Annotated in this window: 14 protein-coding genes; 4 read left to right on the top strand and 10 right to left on the bottom strand. The window is 66.1% G+C overall.

The features are described from left to right. Positions 1–47 precede the first annotated feature (47 nt). On the top strand, positions 48–665 hold the full coding sequence (gene rpsD / locus GA0071312_RS08830; protein ID WP_074444661.1) for a 30S ribosomal protein S4: 618 nt from the start codon (positions 48–50) through the stop codon (positions 663–665). A gap of 57 nt (positions 666–722) precedes the next feature. Here the strand turns inward: rpsD and GA0071312_RS08825 are convergent, their stop codons facing one another. After that, positions 723–1,328 carry a glutathione S-transferase family protein gene (locus GA0071312_RS08825; RefSeq protein ID WP_074446030.1) on the bottom strand — a complete coding sequence of 202 codons (606 nt, stop codon included), beginning with the start codon at positions 1,326–1,328 and terminating at the stop codon, positions 723–725. A gap of 181 nt (positions 1,329–1,509) precedes the next feature. Between GA0071312_RS08825 and GA0071312_RS08820 the strand changes: the two genes are divergently transcribed. Next, a complete protein-coding gene (locus GA0071312_RS08820) occupies positions 1,510–2,295 on the top strand; it encodes a HesA/MoeB/ThiF family protein (RefSeq protein WP_238947161.1) in 786 nt (261 codons plus the stop codon). A 13-nt stretch (positions 2,296–2,308) separates the two neighbouring features. Here GA0071312_RS08820 and rsmD read toward each other — a convergent pair whose 3' ends face one another. After that, positions 2,309–2,893 (bottom strand): 16S rRNA (guanine(966)-N(2))-methyltransferase RsmD, encoded by a 585-nt coding sequence (gene rsmD, locus GA0071312_RS08815; RefSeq protein ID WP_074444660.1) that lies wholly within the window; start codon positions 2,891–2,893, stop codon positions 2,309–2,311. A 6-nt stretch (positions 2,894–2,899) separates the two neighbouring features. Then, positions 2,900–4,822: a pseudouridine synthase gene (locus GA0071312_RS08810; RefSeq protein ID WP_083204453.1), complete on the bottom strand. Its 1,923-nt coding sequence runs from the start codon at positions 4,820–4,822 to the stop codon at positions 2,900–2,902. A gap of 100 nt (positions 4,823–4,922) precedes the next feature. Here GA0071312_RS08810 and GA0071312_RS08805 point away from each other — a divergent pair, with 100 nt between their 5' ends. After that, complete coding sequence (locus tag GA0071312_RS08805; protein WP_074444659.1) at positions 4,923–5,363, top strand: nucleoside deaminase; 441 nt, start codon at positions 4,923–4,925, stop codon at positions 5,361–5,363. A 9-nt stretch (positions 5,364–5,372) separates the two neighbouring features. Here GA0071312_RS08805 and recF read toward each other — a convergent pair whose 3' ends face one another. The 6 genes from recF to GA0071312_RS08775 form a co-directional block, all read right to left on the bottom strand. Beyond that, positions 5,373–6,560 (bottom strand): DNA replication/repair protein RecF, encoded by a 1,188-nt coding sequence (recF, locus tag GA0071312_RS08800; RefSeq protein WP_074444658.1) that lies wholly within the window; start codon positions 6,558–6,560, stop codon positions 5,373–5,375. Positions 6,561–6,640: 80 nt separating this feature from the next. Beyond that, positions 6,641–7,759 carry a DNA polymerase III subunit beta gene (dnaN, locus tag GA0071312_RS08795; protein ID WP_074444657.1) on the bottom strand — a complete coding sequence of 373 codons (1,119 nt, stop codon included), beginning with the start codon at positions 7,757–7,759 and terminating at the stop codon, positions 6,641–6,643. Positions 7,760–7,923: 164 nt separating this feature from the next. After that, a complete protein-coding gene (gene dnaA, locus GA0071312_RS08790) occupies positions 7,924–9,489 on the bottom strand; it encodes a chromosomal replication initiator protein DnaA (RefSeq protein ID WP_074446027.1) in 1,566 nt (521 codons plus the stop codon). Positions 9,490–10,534: 1,045 nt separating this feature from the next. Further along, a complete protein-coding gene (gene rpsT, locus GA0071312_RS08785; protein WP_074444656.1) occupies positions 10,535–10,810 on the bottom strand; it encodes a 30S ribosomal protein S20 in 276 nt (91 codons plus the stop codon). Positions 10,811–11,005: 195 nt separating this feature from the next. Beyond that, positions 11,006–11,998 (bottom strand): threo-3-hydroxy-L-aspartate ammonia-lyase, encoded by a 993-nt coding sequence (locus GA0071312_RS08780; protein ID WP_074444655.1) that lies wholly within the window; start codon positions 11,996–11,998, stop codon positions 11,006–11,008. A 3-nt stretch (positions 11,999–12,001) separates the two neighbouring features. Further along, on the bottom strand, positions 12,002–12,778 hold the full coding sequence (locus tag GA0071312_RS08775) for an enoyl-CoA hydratase (protein WP_074444654.1): 777 nt from the start codon (positions 12,776–12,778) through the stop codon (positions 12,002–12,004). A 188-nt stretch (positions 12,779–12,966) separates the two neighbouring features. Here GA0071312_RS08775 and GA0071312_RS08770 point away from each other — a divergent pair, with 188 nt between their 5' ends. Next, positions 12,967–13,581, top strand: a complete 615-nt coding sequence (locus GA0071312_RS08770; RefSeq protein WP_074446026.1) for a LysE family translocator — start codon at positions 12,967–12,969, stop codon at positions 13,579–13,581. A 37-nt stretch (positions 13,582–13,618) separates the two neighbouring features. Here the strand turns inward: GA0071312_RS08770 and GA0071312_RS08765 are convergent, their stop codons facing one another. Next, positions 13,619–15,022 (bottom strand): MFS transporter, encoded by a 1,404-nt coding sequence (locus GA0071312_RS08765; protein ID WP_074444653.1) that lies wholly within the window; start codon positions 15,020–15,022, stop codon positions 13,619–13,621. Positions 15,023–15,087: the final 65 nt, after the last annotated feature.

Below are 15,087 nucleotides of genomic sequence, written 5' to 3'. Positions count from 1 at the left end.
GGCGCGTTCCTCGCAAACGAAAAACGCAGATCTGAGGATACGCGACTATGTCGAAGCGCATTCAGGCGAAGTATAAAATCGATCGCCGCATGGGCGAGAATATCTGGGGCCGCCCCAAGAGCCCCGTCAACCGCCGCGAATACGGCCCCGGCCAGCACGGCCAGCGCCGCAAGGGCAAGCTCTCCGACTTCGGCACGCAGCTGCGCGCCAAGCAGAAGCTCAAGGGCTATTACGGCAACATCACCGAGAAGCAGTTCCGCCGCTATTACGCCGAAGCGATCCGCATGCGGGGCGATTCCGGTGAGAACCTGATTGGTCTGCTCGAGCGCCGTCTTGATGCGGTGGTTTACCGCGCGAAATTCGCGCCGACCCCCTTCGCCGCGCGCCAGTTCGTCAATCACGGCCACATCACCGTGAACGGACGGCGCACCAACATCCCGAGCTTCCTGGTGAAACCCGGTGACGTCGTCGAGGTGAAGGACAGCTCCAAGCAGCTCGTGATCGTGCTGGAATCGGTGCAGCTCGCCGAGCGCGACGTACCTGATTACATCGATGCGGATCATTCCAAGATGAAGGCGTCCTATACCCGCATCCCGACCCTGTCGGAGGTGCCCTACGCCGTTCAGATGGAACCCAATCTCGTGATCGAGTTCTATTCGCGCTGATTGCCGCGAACCCTTCCGGAAACGATCGGGCCGCCCTCTCGGGGCGGCCCTTTTCGTTCAGGCGGTGACTTTGGTCGCTTCAAAAGCGGGCACATCGGCGGCGAAGCGATTCATGAAGCCGTCGAGCGCGGGATGACTCTTGCGATAGGCACCCTCGAAACGCAGATCCATGTGGCCAAGCGCACAGGCCACCGAGATGGTGCCGGCATCGACCTTGCCGGTAAATTCGGAGGCCTGCTCTGCCAGCGCATCGAGTGCGCGCGCAACCTTGCCCTGCTGGTATTCCAGCCATTTGGCCTCGTGGTGAGCAGGATCGCGCCAGCGCCCCTCATAAAGGATGAGGATATTGGCATCCACGAGCCCGTCAGCCAGCGCCTGCAGGCGCAGCACCGGCAAACGCGCAGCGCCCTGCGGGAGCAGCTTCCCGCCACCGGCGAGATGGTCGAGATATTCGACGATGACACGCGAATCGTACCAGGTGGTGCCGTCATCCTCGATCAGGACCGGGATCTTGCCGAGCGGGTTCTGCTTGCGCAGGCTGTCGCCCGGATCGGCGGTGTCGGCGCCTTCCACTTTGAGCCGGTCCGACAGACCGAGGACCGATGCGGCGATCTTAACCTTGCGACCGAAAGGTGACGGCGGCGACGTGCGCAAAATCATGATTTTCCTCCCTTGAATGACATGCATGCCCATGGTTACGCAGGCGGCGGCACGAGGCCAAGCCGGCACGCGGCGATTCACCGGCCCGCCCATGCATCACCATATGAGCGTATGGCGCATGTCCCGCGTGGAAAAACCGGATCGCACGCCTTGCCCGCGAGCGCGTCGCGGATATTGTGAAATCATGACGCTTTCATCCGACGAAATCGCCCGCTATGCCCGCCATCTCGTGCTCTCCGATATCGGGGGACCTGGTCAGGCGAAGATCAAGGCCGCACGGGTACTCGTGATCGGCGCCGGCGGGCTCGGCGCGCCGCTCCTGCAATATCTCGCAGCGGCGGGGGTGGGGCATCTCGGCATCGCCGATGACGATACGGTCGATCTCTCCAATCTCCAGCGCCAGATCATCCACGGCACCCCGGATATTGGTCGCGCGAAGGTGGATTCCGCCGCAGATGCCATCGCCCGGCTGAATCCCCATGTGATGGTCCAAGCGCTCCGCTTGCGCATCACGCCGGAGAATGCGCGCGATCTGATCGCGGATTACGATATCGTGGCGGAGGGCTCGGATAATTTCGAGACGCGTTACGCTGTCTCGGATGCCTGCTTTCACACCCGCAAACCGCTGGTCACGGCGGCGCTCGGCCAGTTCGATGGCTCGCTGACAGTGCTGCGCCCCTATGAGCGAGATGCCGAAGGGCAGCTGAATCCGACCTATCGCTGCCTCTTCCCCGACCCGCCTCCGCCCGGCGCGGTTCCCACCTGCGCGCAGGCGGGGATACTGGGCGCGCTCGCCGGCGTGATGGGATCGCTGATGGCGATGCAGGTTCTGCGCGAGATCACCGGCTTCGGCGAGGATATGGTCGGGCGGCTGCTGATGCTGGATGCGCGTTCCATGCGTTTCGACATGATGCGCTACCGCCGGGATCCGGCCAACCCGCTTAATGGCGATCACGCCGCGACACGGTGAAGACACCGCGCGATCAGGCGCCGAACCGTGCGAAACTGACCCGTGTCTCGCCGTAATCGCGGGCTTCGAGCAGGGTGAAACCCTCCGGCAGCAGATCGGTGGCCTCGCTGCTCTCCTCCACCACGACGAGCGCGCCCGGTCGCATCCAGCCGCCCTGGGCGCAGGCTTTGAGCGCGCGCGGCGCGAGATCGCGGCCATAGGGGGGATCGCAGAAGACGAGATCGGCGGGGGTGAACTTGTCGGCGGCACCGAGCCGCGTCGCATCGCGCCGGAACAGGCGGGTGACGCCACCGAGCCCGAGCGCCTCGACATTCTCGCGAATCAGCCCGCGTGCCTGGGCGCCGTCATCGACGAAGAGTGCGAACGCCGCGCCGCGCGAAAGCGCTTCGAGACCAAGCGCTCCGGTCCCGGCGAAGAGATCGATCACACGTGCACCCGCGCAGGCATCGTCATGGCCATGCGCGAGGATGTTGAAGATCGCCTCGCGCAGGCGATCGGATGTCGGGCGGATCGGACCGGGCTTTCCCGCCCCCTTGCCCGGCCCGCCCTTCGGCCCGACGATCGCACGCCCGCTGAGACGCCCGCCCACGATACGCATGACGGATCAACTCCGCGGCGCCTTGTTCGGCCCCTTGTTAGGCCCCTTGGCGGGACCGCGCCCGGACGGGCCGGACGGCCGCCCCTGCGGTTTGCCACCGGGTTTGCCGAAAGGTTTGCCACCGCCTCTGCCAAAGGGCTTGTCACCGGGTTTGCCGAACGGCTTGCCCCCGGACGCGCCGGCGCGACGGCCGCCGGAAGGCCCACCCTCGGATGAGCGGCCCTGATAGGGTTTCTTTTCGAACGGACGGCCACCACGAGATTCACCACGCGTATCGTTCGCGCGATCACCGGGCCGGTCCCCGAACTTGCCGGCAGGGCGCCCCGAACCACGGGCGGGCGGTTTTCCGCCGGTGCGATCATCACGATACGCCGCACGTTCCGTGCCCTCGCCTGCGCGCTTGTCGAAACCGCGCCCGCCGGCGGGGCGGCTCGCGGCTTGCTTGCCGAAAGCCGGACGTGCGCCGCCCGGTGCGGACGAAGCGCCACCGCGCCCTCTGCCCGTCTGTCCCTCGCTTCTCTGCCCCCTGCCCGTCTCCGGAACCGTGCGTGGCGCATCGGCGGGATCGGCCTTCACCCGCTCGACCAGCACGCGGTTGCCGCTCTTTTGCGAGATGGCGCCGACGCGCTCGTGCTTGCGCGTCGCCGAAGCCTCGCGGGCGGCCTTCGGATCGGCATCGCGGCGCTTTCGGAAGATCGGCCCCTCTGGTGCCTCGTCCGCCCGCCAGACGCTGGCCTTGACCGTGCGATCCCAGGCCGGACGGCGCGGCGGACCTGCCGGAGCCTCGCCGGGCTTGCCAAATGCCTTCTCACCGAACTTCTTCTCACCGAACTTACCGCCCGGCTTGTCCCCGAATTTCTTGTCACCAAATTTCTTCTCGCCGAACTTCCTGTCGCCGCCGGCCGTGCCGCCGAAGCGCTTGTCGCCGCCTCCGGGCTCGGGAGCACGGCTCGGCGCCGGCTTCCTGTCACCCTTATGCGCCCATGCCGGCGCTTCCGGCTCGGGAGGCAGCGGTTCGCGCACGGGGCTGGCGAAATCAACGCCCGCCTCGCTCGCGAGCTTGTCGCCGAGTTGATCCTTCAGCACCCGGGTGCGCACCTCCTCGACCTGCCCGATGGGCAGATCACCGAGCTGGAACGGCCCGAAGGACAGGCGCAGGAGGCGGTTCACGCGCAGGCCCAGATGTTCGAGGATGCGCTTCACCTCACGGTTCTTGCCCTCACGCAGGCCCAGCGTCATCCAGGCATTGTCACCCTGCACCCGGTCGAGCTTGGCCTCGATCGGCCCGTATTCCATCCCGTCCACGACGAGACCATCGGCGATCGTATCGAGCCGGGCCTGATCGATCACCCCATGAGCGCGCACGCGGTAGCGGCGCAGCCAGCCGGTATCGGGATGCGCGATCACCTTGGCGAGGCCGCCATCATTGGTGAGCAGCAGCAATCCCTCGGTATTGATGTCGAGACGCCCCACCGCGACGACGCGCGGCAATTCCTCGGGCAATTCGTCGAACACCGTGGCGCGCCCTTCCGGGTCGCGGGCGGTGGTCACGAGGCCGCGCGGCTTGTGATAGAGCCACAGCCGCGTGCGCTCCTTGACTGGCAGCGGCTCGCCGTCGATCAGGATCACATCCACAGGCGTGACGTTGCGCGCCGGTGAATCCAGCACCTCGCCGTTGAGGCTGACGCAGCCCGCCACGATCAGCGCCTCGGCATCGCGGCGCGAAGCGACGCCGGCACGGGCGATGACCTTGGCGATGCGATCGGGTGCTGCGGGGTCGCGCGGGGCGGCGGGCGCGGTGGCGCCGGCGCTTTTCTTGCTGCCGTGGGGTTTGCCGCCGGGCTTGCCGCCGTGGGGTTTGCGCCCCTTGTCGCCCGGTGCGGCGCCTCGCGCGCGGCTCCCGGGACGGTCGTCTCTGGTTTTCATCATGCGCGCCTGATAGCAGAGTGTGAGGTACGATGCGAGCGGCAAAACACGCTGCGAGCCGAGGGATATCGAAGCCGTGAACGCCAGAGGCCAGCCCGATCCGATGCAGATCGCCTTCGACGAGGCACGCGCAGCCGGCGCACGCGGGGAAGTGCCTGTCGGCGCCGTGGTGGTTTGCGGCGAAAAGCTGCTCGCAAGGGCGGGAAACCGTACCCGCGAGGACAGCGATCCCACCGCCCATGCCGAAATCCTCGCCATTCGCGAGGCGGCCCGCATCCTCGGCTCCGAGCGGCTGATCGGCTGCGATCTCCATGTGACGCTCGAGCCATGCGCCATGTGCGCAGCCGCCATCTCCTTCGCGCGGATCAGGCGACTCTATTTCGGCGCGCATGATCCCAAGAGCGGCGGTGTCGAGCATGGCGGGCGCTTCTTCGACCAGCCGACCTGCCACCACGCACCGGAGGTCTATGGCGGCTTCCGCGAGCGCGAGGCGGCGGAACTGCTGCGCGATTTCTTCCGCGAGCGGCGCGATGAAACCGGCTGAGCGCGTGGCTCAATTCAAGGGGCGCGCCGCGCCATCGGCAATCGCGAGATGCTGGCTCCCATCCGGCAGATCGGCAAACAAGGCCGGATCCGCCCCGGTCATCCAGACCTGGCCACCAATGGCGGCGAGCAGCCGATAGAGCGCGGCGCGGCGCATCGTGTCGAGATGGGCGGCGACCTCGTCGAGAAGCACGATCGGCGCATGGCCCGTCATGCTGCGCACCAGCGCGGCATGGGCGAGGACAAGGCCGATGAGCAGCGCCTTCTGCTCACCCGTCGAGGCGAGCGCGGCCGGAATGTCCTTTGGGGCATGGCGCACCAGCAGATCGCTCGCCTGCGGCCCGAACAGGGTGCGCCCCGCCGCCCGGTCGCGCCCGCGTTCGCTGCGCAGCCGTTCGCGGTAGGCGTCCTCGGCCTCCAGCGCGGAATGCGCGGCGACGAGATCGTCGGTCTCGCCGGACAAAGCGAGGGCGGCATCGGGGAAGGGCGAGGCGGGATCGTGTTCGCGGGCGATCAGAGCGGCGAGCCGCGTCACCGTCTCGGCGCGGGCGACGGCGACGGCAATGCCGAGTTCAGCCATCTCGCGCTCGACCGCATCGAGCCAGCGCGGATCGCGTGCCCCCTCATCCAGCAGCCGGTTGCGCGAGCGCGTCGCGCGCTCCAGCGCCGCGACCCGGCTGCCATGGCCGGAATCGACGGCGAGCACCAGCCGGTCGAGAAAGCGCCGCCGATCGCCGGCGGGCCCGCGAAACAGGGCATCGAGATCGGGTGTCAGCCAGACGAGGCGCAGATATTCGGCAAAGGCCGCCGGCGATGACACGCTGTCGCCGTCGATCCGGCAGATCCGCGCCGGGCGCCCGCCCTCGGGATCGGGCTGGAGACCGACGCCGCAATTGAGCACCGGCTCATCGGGCCCGCGATCGAGCGCAGCGAAGACCGTGAAGCCGCGCGTACCATGGCGCAGCATCTGCCCGAGATCGGCCCGGCGCAGGCCGCGCCCCGGCGTGAACAGCGAAATCGCTTCGAGGATATTGGTCTTGCCGGCGCCGTTTTCCCCCGACAGCGCCACGAGGGGCGCATCTGTCGCAAGCGACAGCGCGGCATAGGAGCGAAAATCAGTGAGTACAAGACGGGTGATGCGCGTGCGCGCAGAGCCTCCTGCTGCAGCGGCATTTCCGACCGGACCATGTTCAACCATCGCGTCGCGCGCCAATCATCCATCTCCCGGCGCGGGCTGCGCAAACGTCGCCTGCCGGAGGCGCGCCCGCGACGGCGCCGTCACACCCGCATCGGCATCAGCACGTAGAGCGCGACCGCACCCTCGCGGTCCTGAATCAGCGTCGGTGAACCCGGATCGGCCAGTTTCAGGATCGCCGTATCGCCACCGAGCTGGCCCATGATGTCGAGGAGGTAGCGCGCATTGAACCCGATATCCAGCGCCGCCGCCTCGTATTCGACCTCGATCTCCTCTGTCGCCGAACCGGAATCCGGGTTGTTGACAGTGAGCGTCAGCCGGCCATCGGCCAGAGAGAGCTTCACGGCACGCCCACGCTCGGAAGAAATCGTGGAGACGCGGTCGACGGAGCGGGCGAACTCGTCGCGATCGACGATCAGCGTCTTGTCGTTGCCCGCAGGAATGACCCGCTGATAATCGGGGAAGGTCCCATCGATCAGCTTCGAGGTGAGGACCACGCCGCCGAAATTCAAGCGGATCTTGGCCGCGGAGAGCTCCACCTGGATGGCGTCACCGGAATCCTCGAGCAGCTTGAGGATTTCCGCCACGGCCTTGCGCGGCACGATCACGCCGGGCATGCCGGTTGTGCCTTCCGGCGCCGGCACCTCGACACGGGCGAGGCGATGCCCGTCCGTCGCGACCGCACGCAGAACGGGGCCCTCGTCGCCATCGATGGCATGGAGATAGATGCCGTTGAGATAGTAGCGCGTCTCCTCCGTCGAGATGGCGAATTGCGTCTTCTCGATCAGGCGCTTGAAATCACCCGGCGGCACCGCGAAGGCATGGCCCATCTCGCCGGCGGCGATATCGGGGAAATCCGTTTCCGGGAGCGCCTGCAGCGTGAAGCGCGAGCGCGACGAGCGCAGCACCATCTGGGTGGAATCACCGCTCACTTCCAGGGAGATCTGCGCCCCGTCGGGCAGCTTGCGCACGATGTCGTAGATGACATGCGCGGGCACCGTTGTGGCGCCGGGCTGCGTGATCTCGGCGACGATCGTCTCCGTCACCTCCATGTCGAGATCGGTCGCCTTCAGGCGAAGACCGCCGTCATCGGCGCGCAGCAGCACGTTCGACAGGATCGGAATGGTGTTGCGCCGCTCGACGACGCGGTGCACATGGCCCAGCGCCTTCAACAATGCGGCGCGCTCGACTGTCACTTTCATGGCCGACCCGTAAGGCTGGAAATCAAGGAACGCTCATCAACGCAACGTGCCGCATCGCAACGCGTTACGCCATGCGGCGGGGCGGCAGATTGGCCAAGCTGGCAGGGAAACGCAAGGAGTTTCGCGTTTCCTCACTGCCGATTTCGCGATTGCGAACAGGTTTTTCAATCCTGCAGCATGCGCTTGAGCAATTCGACTTCTTCGCTCATCGCCGCATCCTCACCCAGCGCCTTCTCGATCTTGCGCACGGCGTGCAGCACGGTGGTGTGATCGCGCCCGCCGAAGCGGCGCCCGATTTCCGGCAGCGAGCGCAGGGTCAGCGACTTGGAGAGATACATCGCGATCTGGCGCGGGCGCACCACGGCGGCGGTACGTCGCTCGGAGAGGATGTCGGAGCGCGAGACATTGTAGCGCGAGGCGACCAGTTTCTGGATATCCTCGATCTTGACGCGCTTGGGCTCACGGTTGCGCACCAGATCGCGAATGGCGTTTTCCGCCGTGTCGAGGGTCACGGCGGCACCGGTCAGCGTGGCATGGGCGAGCAGCCGGTTCACCGCACCCTCCAGATCGCGCCCATTGGTGGTCACGTGCCGTGCCACATAGGCGATCACGTCATCGCTGACATCGAAGCCGGCATGCTCGGCCCGCACGGCGGCGATGCGCGTCGTGAGGATCTTGATGCGCAATTCCTCGTCGAGGGAACCCACCTCGACCACGAGCCCGCCGGCAAGCCGCGAGCGCGCCCGCTCGTCGAGGCTCTCGAGATCGGAGGGTGGCCGGTCGGCGGCGATCACCACCTGACGCCCGGCATCGATCAGCGCGTTGAGCGTATGGCCGAATTCCTGCTGGATGGTGCGGCCCTGGATGAACTGCACATCATCGAGGATCAGGAGATCGATGCCGCGCAGCTTTTCCTTGAAGGCGTGCGACGTCTGCGCCTTCAGGGAGGCGACGAAGCCGTACATGAAGCGATCGGCAGTGAGATAGATCACCCGCTTGCCGAGACCCCGCGCCTCGTGCCCTACCGCATGCAGCAGATGCGTCTTGCCAAGACCAACGCCCGCATGGACGAAGAGCGGATTATAGAGCGCCGAGCCCTCGTGCCGGGCCACGCGGTCGCCGGCAGCATGGGCGAGCGCATTGGAACGCCCGATGGCGAAATTCTCGAAGGTCAGACGCTGGTCGAGCGGTGCGCCGGCAATGTCGACCGCAGCATCCGTCTCGCTGCCACGCGCCGGAGAGGCACCGCGTTCCGCGCTCGCGGCGTGCCTGCCCGAACGGGCGTCATCACCGTCGAGGAAGCCGACCCGGCCCGCTGCCGCGGGCGTCCGCGCATCCCGGCCCTCGGTGAGCGGCATGCGCACCGTATCGGCATGACCGGAGGCGGGCTGCGTCGCGGCGGGAGATTGTGCATCAGCATGCGCGCGGCGCTGGCTGGCCGGCTCGCGCATCATCGCCCCGCGCACGCTCAGAGCGAGACGCTCGATGCGCGAATCCTCGGCACGGTAGATCGCGAGTACGCGATCATGATAATGCGCCTCGATCCAGCTCTTCAGGAAGCGCGTCGGCACGCTGAGACGGGCGCATCCGGCCTCGCAGGCAGTGAGTTCAAGGCGCGCAAACCAGCTGGTATAGACATCCTCGCCGAGTTCGGCGCGCAGGCGGCGCTTGACGCGCGCCCAGACTTCACCGGCATCACCGCCCGACGTCCCGGTATCCTGACCCTGCATGTCGTTGTGAACACCCTGATGTGTTTCGAGCGGCGCCTTCGTGCCACAAAGGCCATTGTCGGGATCGCCGCCGGGACGCGCCACCGGCTGCGCTCCGCTCCCCTGTCTCGTCGTTTTCAAAGCGGAGGCCGCGCCCCGATTTCGATCCTCTCCGCTCATGAGCATGTCTTTCGTGCCTCCTCACACCGACGAAAAAACGAGCGCCGCCCCGCCGCAAACGGTGCGCAAGCGTCGGAAGATTTCTTTTTCTGCCACGGGCCGTTTGCAACAGGCCACGCAGCCCGATCCTCGTGACCACATGGTCACAGGGTTGACGCGATACTCAACCTGTCAGGGGATACGCGGGAGAGCGTGTTGCAATCAGCCTCTATTCATGCGCATCGCTGTCGAAGACTGTGCCTTTACAAGGTTTTTGCCATCGCACAACAATGCAGCCCCCATGAATAAAAGTTGATAGTGCTTATTTTTTCCCGATTACTCACCGCGCCACCGGCGAAGTCCCTGAACTCTACACAGCCCCTCGGGGGGGTGCAACAAAATGATTCGAAAATTTCGCGCATTCGATTCGCCGCGCGCAACGCTGGCTGCACATGCCGCAATAAGCCTCTGTCACCCTTACCGTTTTGTGTACAAATCATGTCGCGAGCGTCAGATACCCGCCGCTCAGCCGGCTCAGCGATTCGCGCCACAAACGCCGCACTCCGCTGCCGATCACGAGGCTTACCATCTAAGTAATTAAAATATATAGATAATTTTTGCGCACCCGCCAGCATCGGCTTGAATGAGCGCGACCTTGTGTTTGCCCGGGAGTCAAGTGGAACGAAACCGGAAATATGACCGGACAAGTCGGCATTGCGACATTTCGCTGCCGCAAGATCCGCAGCGCCCGGCCCCGACCATACCGATTTCCAGCGCCTCATCCGGCGCGAAAGCTGTTCGCAAACGCAAAACGCCCGGCCAGGGGCCGGGCAATTTCAGATCGTAGTCATCAAGAAAAGCGAAGTATTCACAACAGACGCATGATGCGCCCGCGCATGACCGCGCCTCAGCTCGCCGGAGCGGCCACCGCCTTGACGCGATGGGCCAGGCGCGAAACCTTGCGTGAGGCGGCGTTCTTGTGAACGATGCCCTTCTGCGCCGCGCGCACGATGACCGGCTCGGCCGCCTTCAGCGCAGCCTGGGCGGCACTGGCATCACCGGAGGCAATCGCCTCTTCGACCTTGCGAATGAAGGTACGCATGCGCGAACGGCGCGCCTTGTTGACTGCCGTGCGCTTGACGATCTTGCGCGTCATCTTCTTGGCCGAAGTGGTATTGGCCATGTCTGTCGACCCCGTTTGTTCAAAGCCCTACCCCGGCAGGTGCCCGTCTGGGCCTGCGGAGGGTCGGCGAATTTCTGGCTAACCCGTCGGCGTGTGCACCCTGCGCAACACGTCCCGTGAGCCCGGGCTTATATCGTTTGCACCATCGCGCGTCAACGCGTTTCCCGCAAAAACAGCGCCCGCACAACGCATCCCTCAATCGGCCCCGATCAGCGCCGCGAAACGGGTGAGATCGACATTGCCGCCGGAGAGAATCACACCGACGCGCTTGCCGGTGATTTCGTCACCCGCAGCGAAGGCCGCCGCCGCCGCAAGGCAGCCCGTCGGCTCCACGATCAGCTTCATCCGCTGGGCGAAGAACCGCATCGCCGCGACCAGCGCCGCGTCGCTGACGGTGACGATGTCATGCACCCGCTCGCGAATGATGGGGAAGGTGCGCGCCCCGAGATAAGGCGTCATCGCGCCATCGGCGATGGTATGCGGCACCGGGATCGTCACGACCTCGCCCTTGCGCAGGCTCTGCTGGCCGTCATTGCCGGCTTCCGGCTCGACGCCGATCACCGCGCAATCCGGCGCGAGCCGGCCCGCCGCCAGCAGGCCGCCCGCGAGCAGGCCGCCACCGCCCAGACAGACATAAAGACGATCGAGCGGGCCGACCTCCTCCAGGAGTTCCAGCGTGGCGGTACCCTGCCCGGCCAGAACGTCGTCATGATCATAGGGCGGGATCAGGGTGAGACCGCGCTCGCGTGCGAGCGTCTCGCCGATCGCCTCGCGCGATTCGCTGAAGCGGTCGTAGCTCACCACCTCGCCGCCATAGCCGCGCGTCGCCGCAACCTTGATGGCAGGGGCGTCATGCGGCATCACCACCGTCACCGGTACGCCGAGCAGCCCGCCGGCGCAGGCGATGGCCTGGGCGTGGTTGCCCGAGGAATAGGTCACCACGCCGCCCTTGCGCTGCGCCGCGTCGAGCGCCGCAATGGCGTTATAGGCGCCGCGAAACTTGAAGGCGCCGGTACGCTGCAGATTCTCGGCCTTGAAATAGAACGAGGCCCCCGCCAGCGCATTCGCCGTGCGCGAAGTCAGAACCGGCGTGCGATGCGCCACGCCTTTCAGACGGGCGGCGGCACGCTCGACATCGGCGATGGTGGCGTAACCGGCCGGGCCGGCGGAGACGGGTTTATCGCTCATGCTTCATGCGTCCTTGAAATCGGGCTTGCGCTTGTCGACGAAGGCGGACATGCCCTCCTTCTGATCAGCCGTGGCGAAGACGGCGTGGAAGACACGGCGCTCGAAACGCACGCCCTCGGCAAGCGTCGTCTCGTAGGCGCGGTTGACGCTCTCCTTGACCATCATCGCCACCGGTATCGACATGCCGGCAATGCCGCGCGCGGTCTTCAGCGCATCCTCGAGAAGATCCGCCGCCGGCACGATGCGCGACACGAGCCCGGAGCGCTCGGCCTCCTCGGCATCCATCATGCGCCCGGTGAGGCACATTTCCATCGCCTTGGCCTTGCCGACGAAGCGCGTCAGACGCTGCGTGCCGCCGGCACCGGGCAGAACGCCGAGCTTGATCTCGGGCTGACCGAATTTCGCGGTCTCCGAGGCGATGATGAAATCACACATCATGGCGAGTTCGCAGCCACCGCCCAGCGCGAAGCCCGACACCGCCGCGATGATCGGCTTGCGCCGGCCTGCGACCCGGTCCCAGGCGGTGATGAAATCGTCGAGATAGGTCTGCGGGAAGGTCAGATCCTGCATTTCCTTGATATCGGCCCCGGCAGCGAAGGCCTTCTCGGATCCGGTGATCACGATGCAGCCGATCGCGGCATCCTTCTCGAATCCGTCGAGCGCCGTGTTGATCTCGGCAACGACCGTGGAATTGAGCGCGTTGAGCGCCTGCGGGCGATTGATGGTGATCAGGCCGACGCCGCCGTCGCGGGTATCAGCGAGAATGGTCTCGTAGGTCATCGCAGCCTCCTCGTCTCCGTGCCCCGCAGCGGGGGCCTTTTCGCTTTCCTCTATGGCTAGAGAAGCGTTGGCTCACGCGCAACGGGAAAGCGCGCCTGCCCCCATGCGCCATTTGATCGACAGATACCGGCAACCATGCGAGGAGACGCGTAGAGAATGCGCGGAGTCTCATCATCATGCCGTCGGAGATCGACTTTGCCGGGATCGGCGCCTTTGCAGCCGCCCTGTTCATCGCCGCCGCCTCGCCAGGGCCGGGCGTCGCCGCCCTGCTCGCGCGCGTGCTCGGACGCGGGCCGCGCGGTGCCTTCGCCTTCACTTTCGGTCTGGCCTTCGGTGACGTCATCTGGCTCGCCTTCGCCATGGCCGGGCTGATCGCGCTGGCGCAGAGCTTCGCCGGCCTCTTCCTCGTGGTGAAATATGCGGGCGCAGCCTATCTCGCCTATCTCGCCTGGCGGCTTTGGACCGCACCGGTCAGCGGGCGGGACATCCATGCCGATACGCGCCGCGAATCGCCGGTGAAGCTGTTCCTCGCCGGCCTGGCCGTGACCATGGGCAATCCCAAGGTAATGGTCTTCTACGTCGCGCTCGTCCCGCTGATCTTCGATCCGACCCGGCTCGGCCTCACCGGATTCGTGCTCGCCTCCCTGGTGGCGCTCGCCGTGCTGGCCGTGGTCTTCGGCATCTATATCGGCCTCGCAGCACGCGCGCGCCGCCTGTTCACCTCGCCACGCGCCCTGCGGCTGGTCAATCGCGGATCGGGCACGGTGATGGCCGGCGCCGCCATCACCATCGCGACGCGGTAACGGCGATCGGGTACGCCGGCAGACAGGCCGCGCGGGATCAGACGTCCCCGCCGACCTTGCGTTCCGCAGGCGCCCGGTCGCTCCCATCGTGATCACCCGGCTCCTGTTCTCCCGCCGCCTCTCGCGCAGATTCCTCCTGTGCGGCCTCCTCTTGCACAGCCTCCTCTTGCGCAGCCTCTTCCTGTGCAGCCTGCTCGGCCTCTGCCTCGGCCTGCTCGACCGCCCAGACGCCGGCCGCTTCGACCGCGACGGGCGAGGAGGTGGGCAGCACGGAGAGGTAGCTCTGCGTCTCGTCCGTCGGAGTAACGGCCCGTTGTGTCATGCGGTACAGCGCGTAGAGCGCGATGGCGGCGAAAGTGCCCCCCAGAACCAGCCAGAAGGCGAACGGGCCGACCTCCTGCATCGCCCAGCCCGTCACCAGCGGGCCGCCGATCGCCCCGAGCCCGAAGGTGAAAACGAGCCCGCCGGATGCAGCCGGCATGTCGTCGGCATCGAGATAATCGTTGGTATGGGCCAGAAGCAGCGCATAGAGCGGCGTCGTCACCCCGCCGGCGAAGAAGGCGGCCGCCATCAGCGGCCACAAACCGCCGCCGGTGAACCAGCCGATCGTACACGAAACCATTCCCAGAGCGGCCGCGCCGAAGATCAGCTTGCGCCGGTCCATCTGGTCCGAGAGCCAGCCGATCGGGTATTGCAGAAGCAACGCACCGGCGAACAGCATCGCCACGAACAGCGCGATCTGCGAAGCCGTCATCCCGATCTGGCTGCCGAAAACCGCGCCCATGCCCGATTGCGTCGCATAGATGCTGCCCAGCAGGAATATCCCCGCAGTCCCCAGCGGCGAGCCACCGAACAGCGCACGCAGGGACATCGGGCGCGCCACCTCGACCATCGGAGCCGGGGTCACGGAAAGCAGAATCGGCGCGAATGAAATGGAGACGAGAATGGATGCACCGATGAAAAGCACAGAAGTGCCGGCATCACCGGTCGTCAGCAAGCCCTGCGCGCCGATGATGCCGAGTGTCTGCGCGATCATGTAGGCCGACAGCACCGAGCCGCGGGTTTCGTTGGTGGAGGCGTTGTTGAGCCAGCTCTCGGCAACGACGTAAATGCCCGACATGCAGAAACCGATCAGCACCCGCAGCAGCGTCCAGGCAATGGGATCCGCCAGCAGCGGAAAGGCGATCAGCCCCGCCGACATGAAACTGCCCAGAGCCGCGAAGACCCGCACATGCCCGACCCGCCGGATCAGGATCGGGGAGAAACGCGCGCCGGAGAGAAAACCGATGAAGTAACCCGATGTGACGATGGCGAGCTCGGCGGACGAGAAATTCTCGATTCCGCCGCGCAGGCCGATCAGCGTGAAATGCATGCCGTTGCCCAGCATGATCAGCACGATACCGAGCAGGAGCGCCCAGACTCCCGAAAACACATGCAGCATGAAACGCCCCGTCCGATTCCGGCTTCAGCCCGGATTTGAAATGTTGCACAATCATGTCGATGGCG

This window comes from Saliniramus fredricksonii (assembly GCF_900094735.1).
Classification (GTDB): Bacteria; Pseudomonadota; Alphaproteobacteria; order Rhizobiales; family Beijerinckiaceae; genus Saliniramus; species Saliniramus fredricksonii.
Note: the sequence above shows the minus strand (reverse complement) of the source record. Positions and strands in the feature narration are given on the sequence as shown.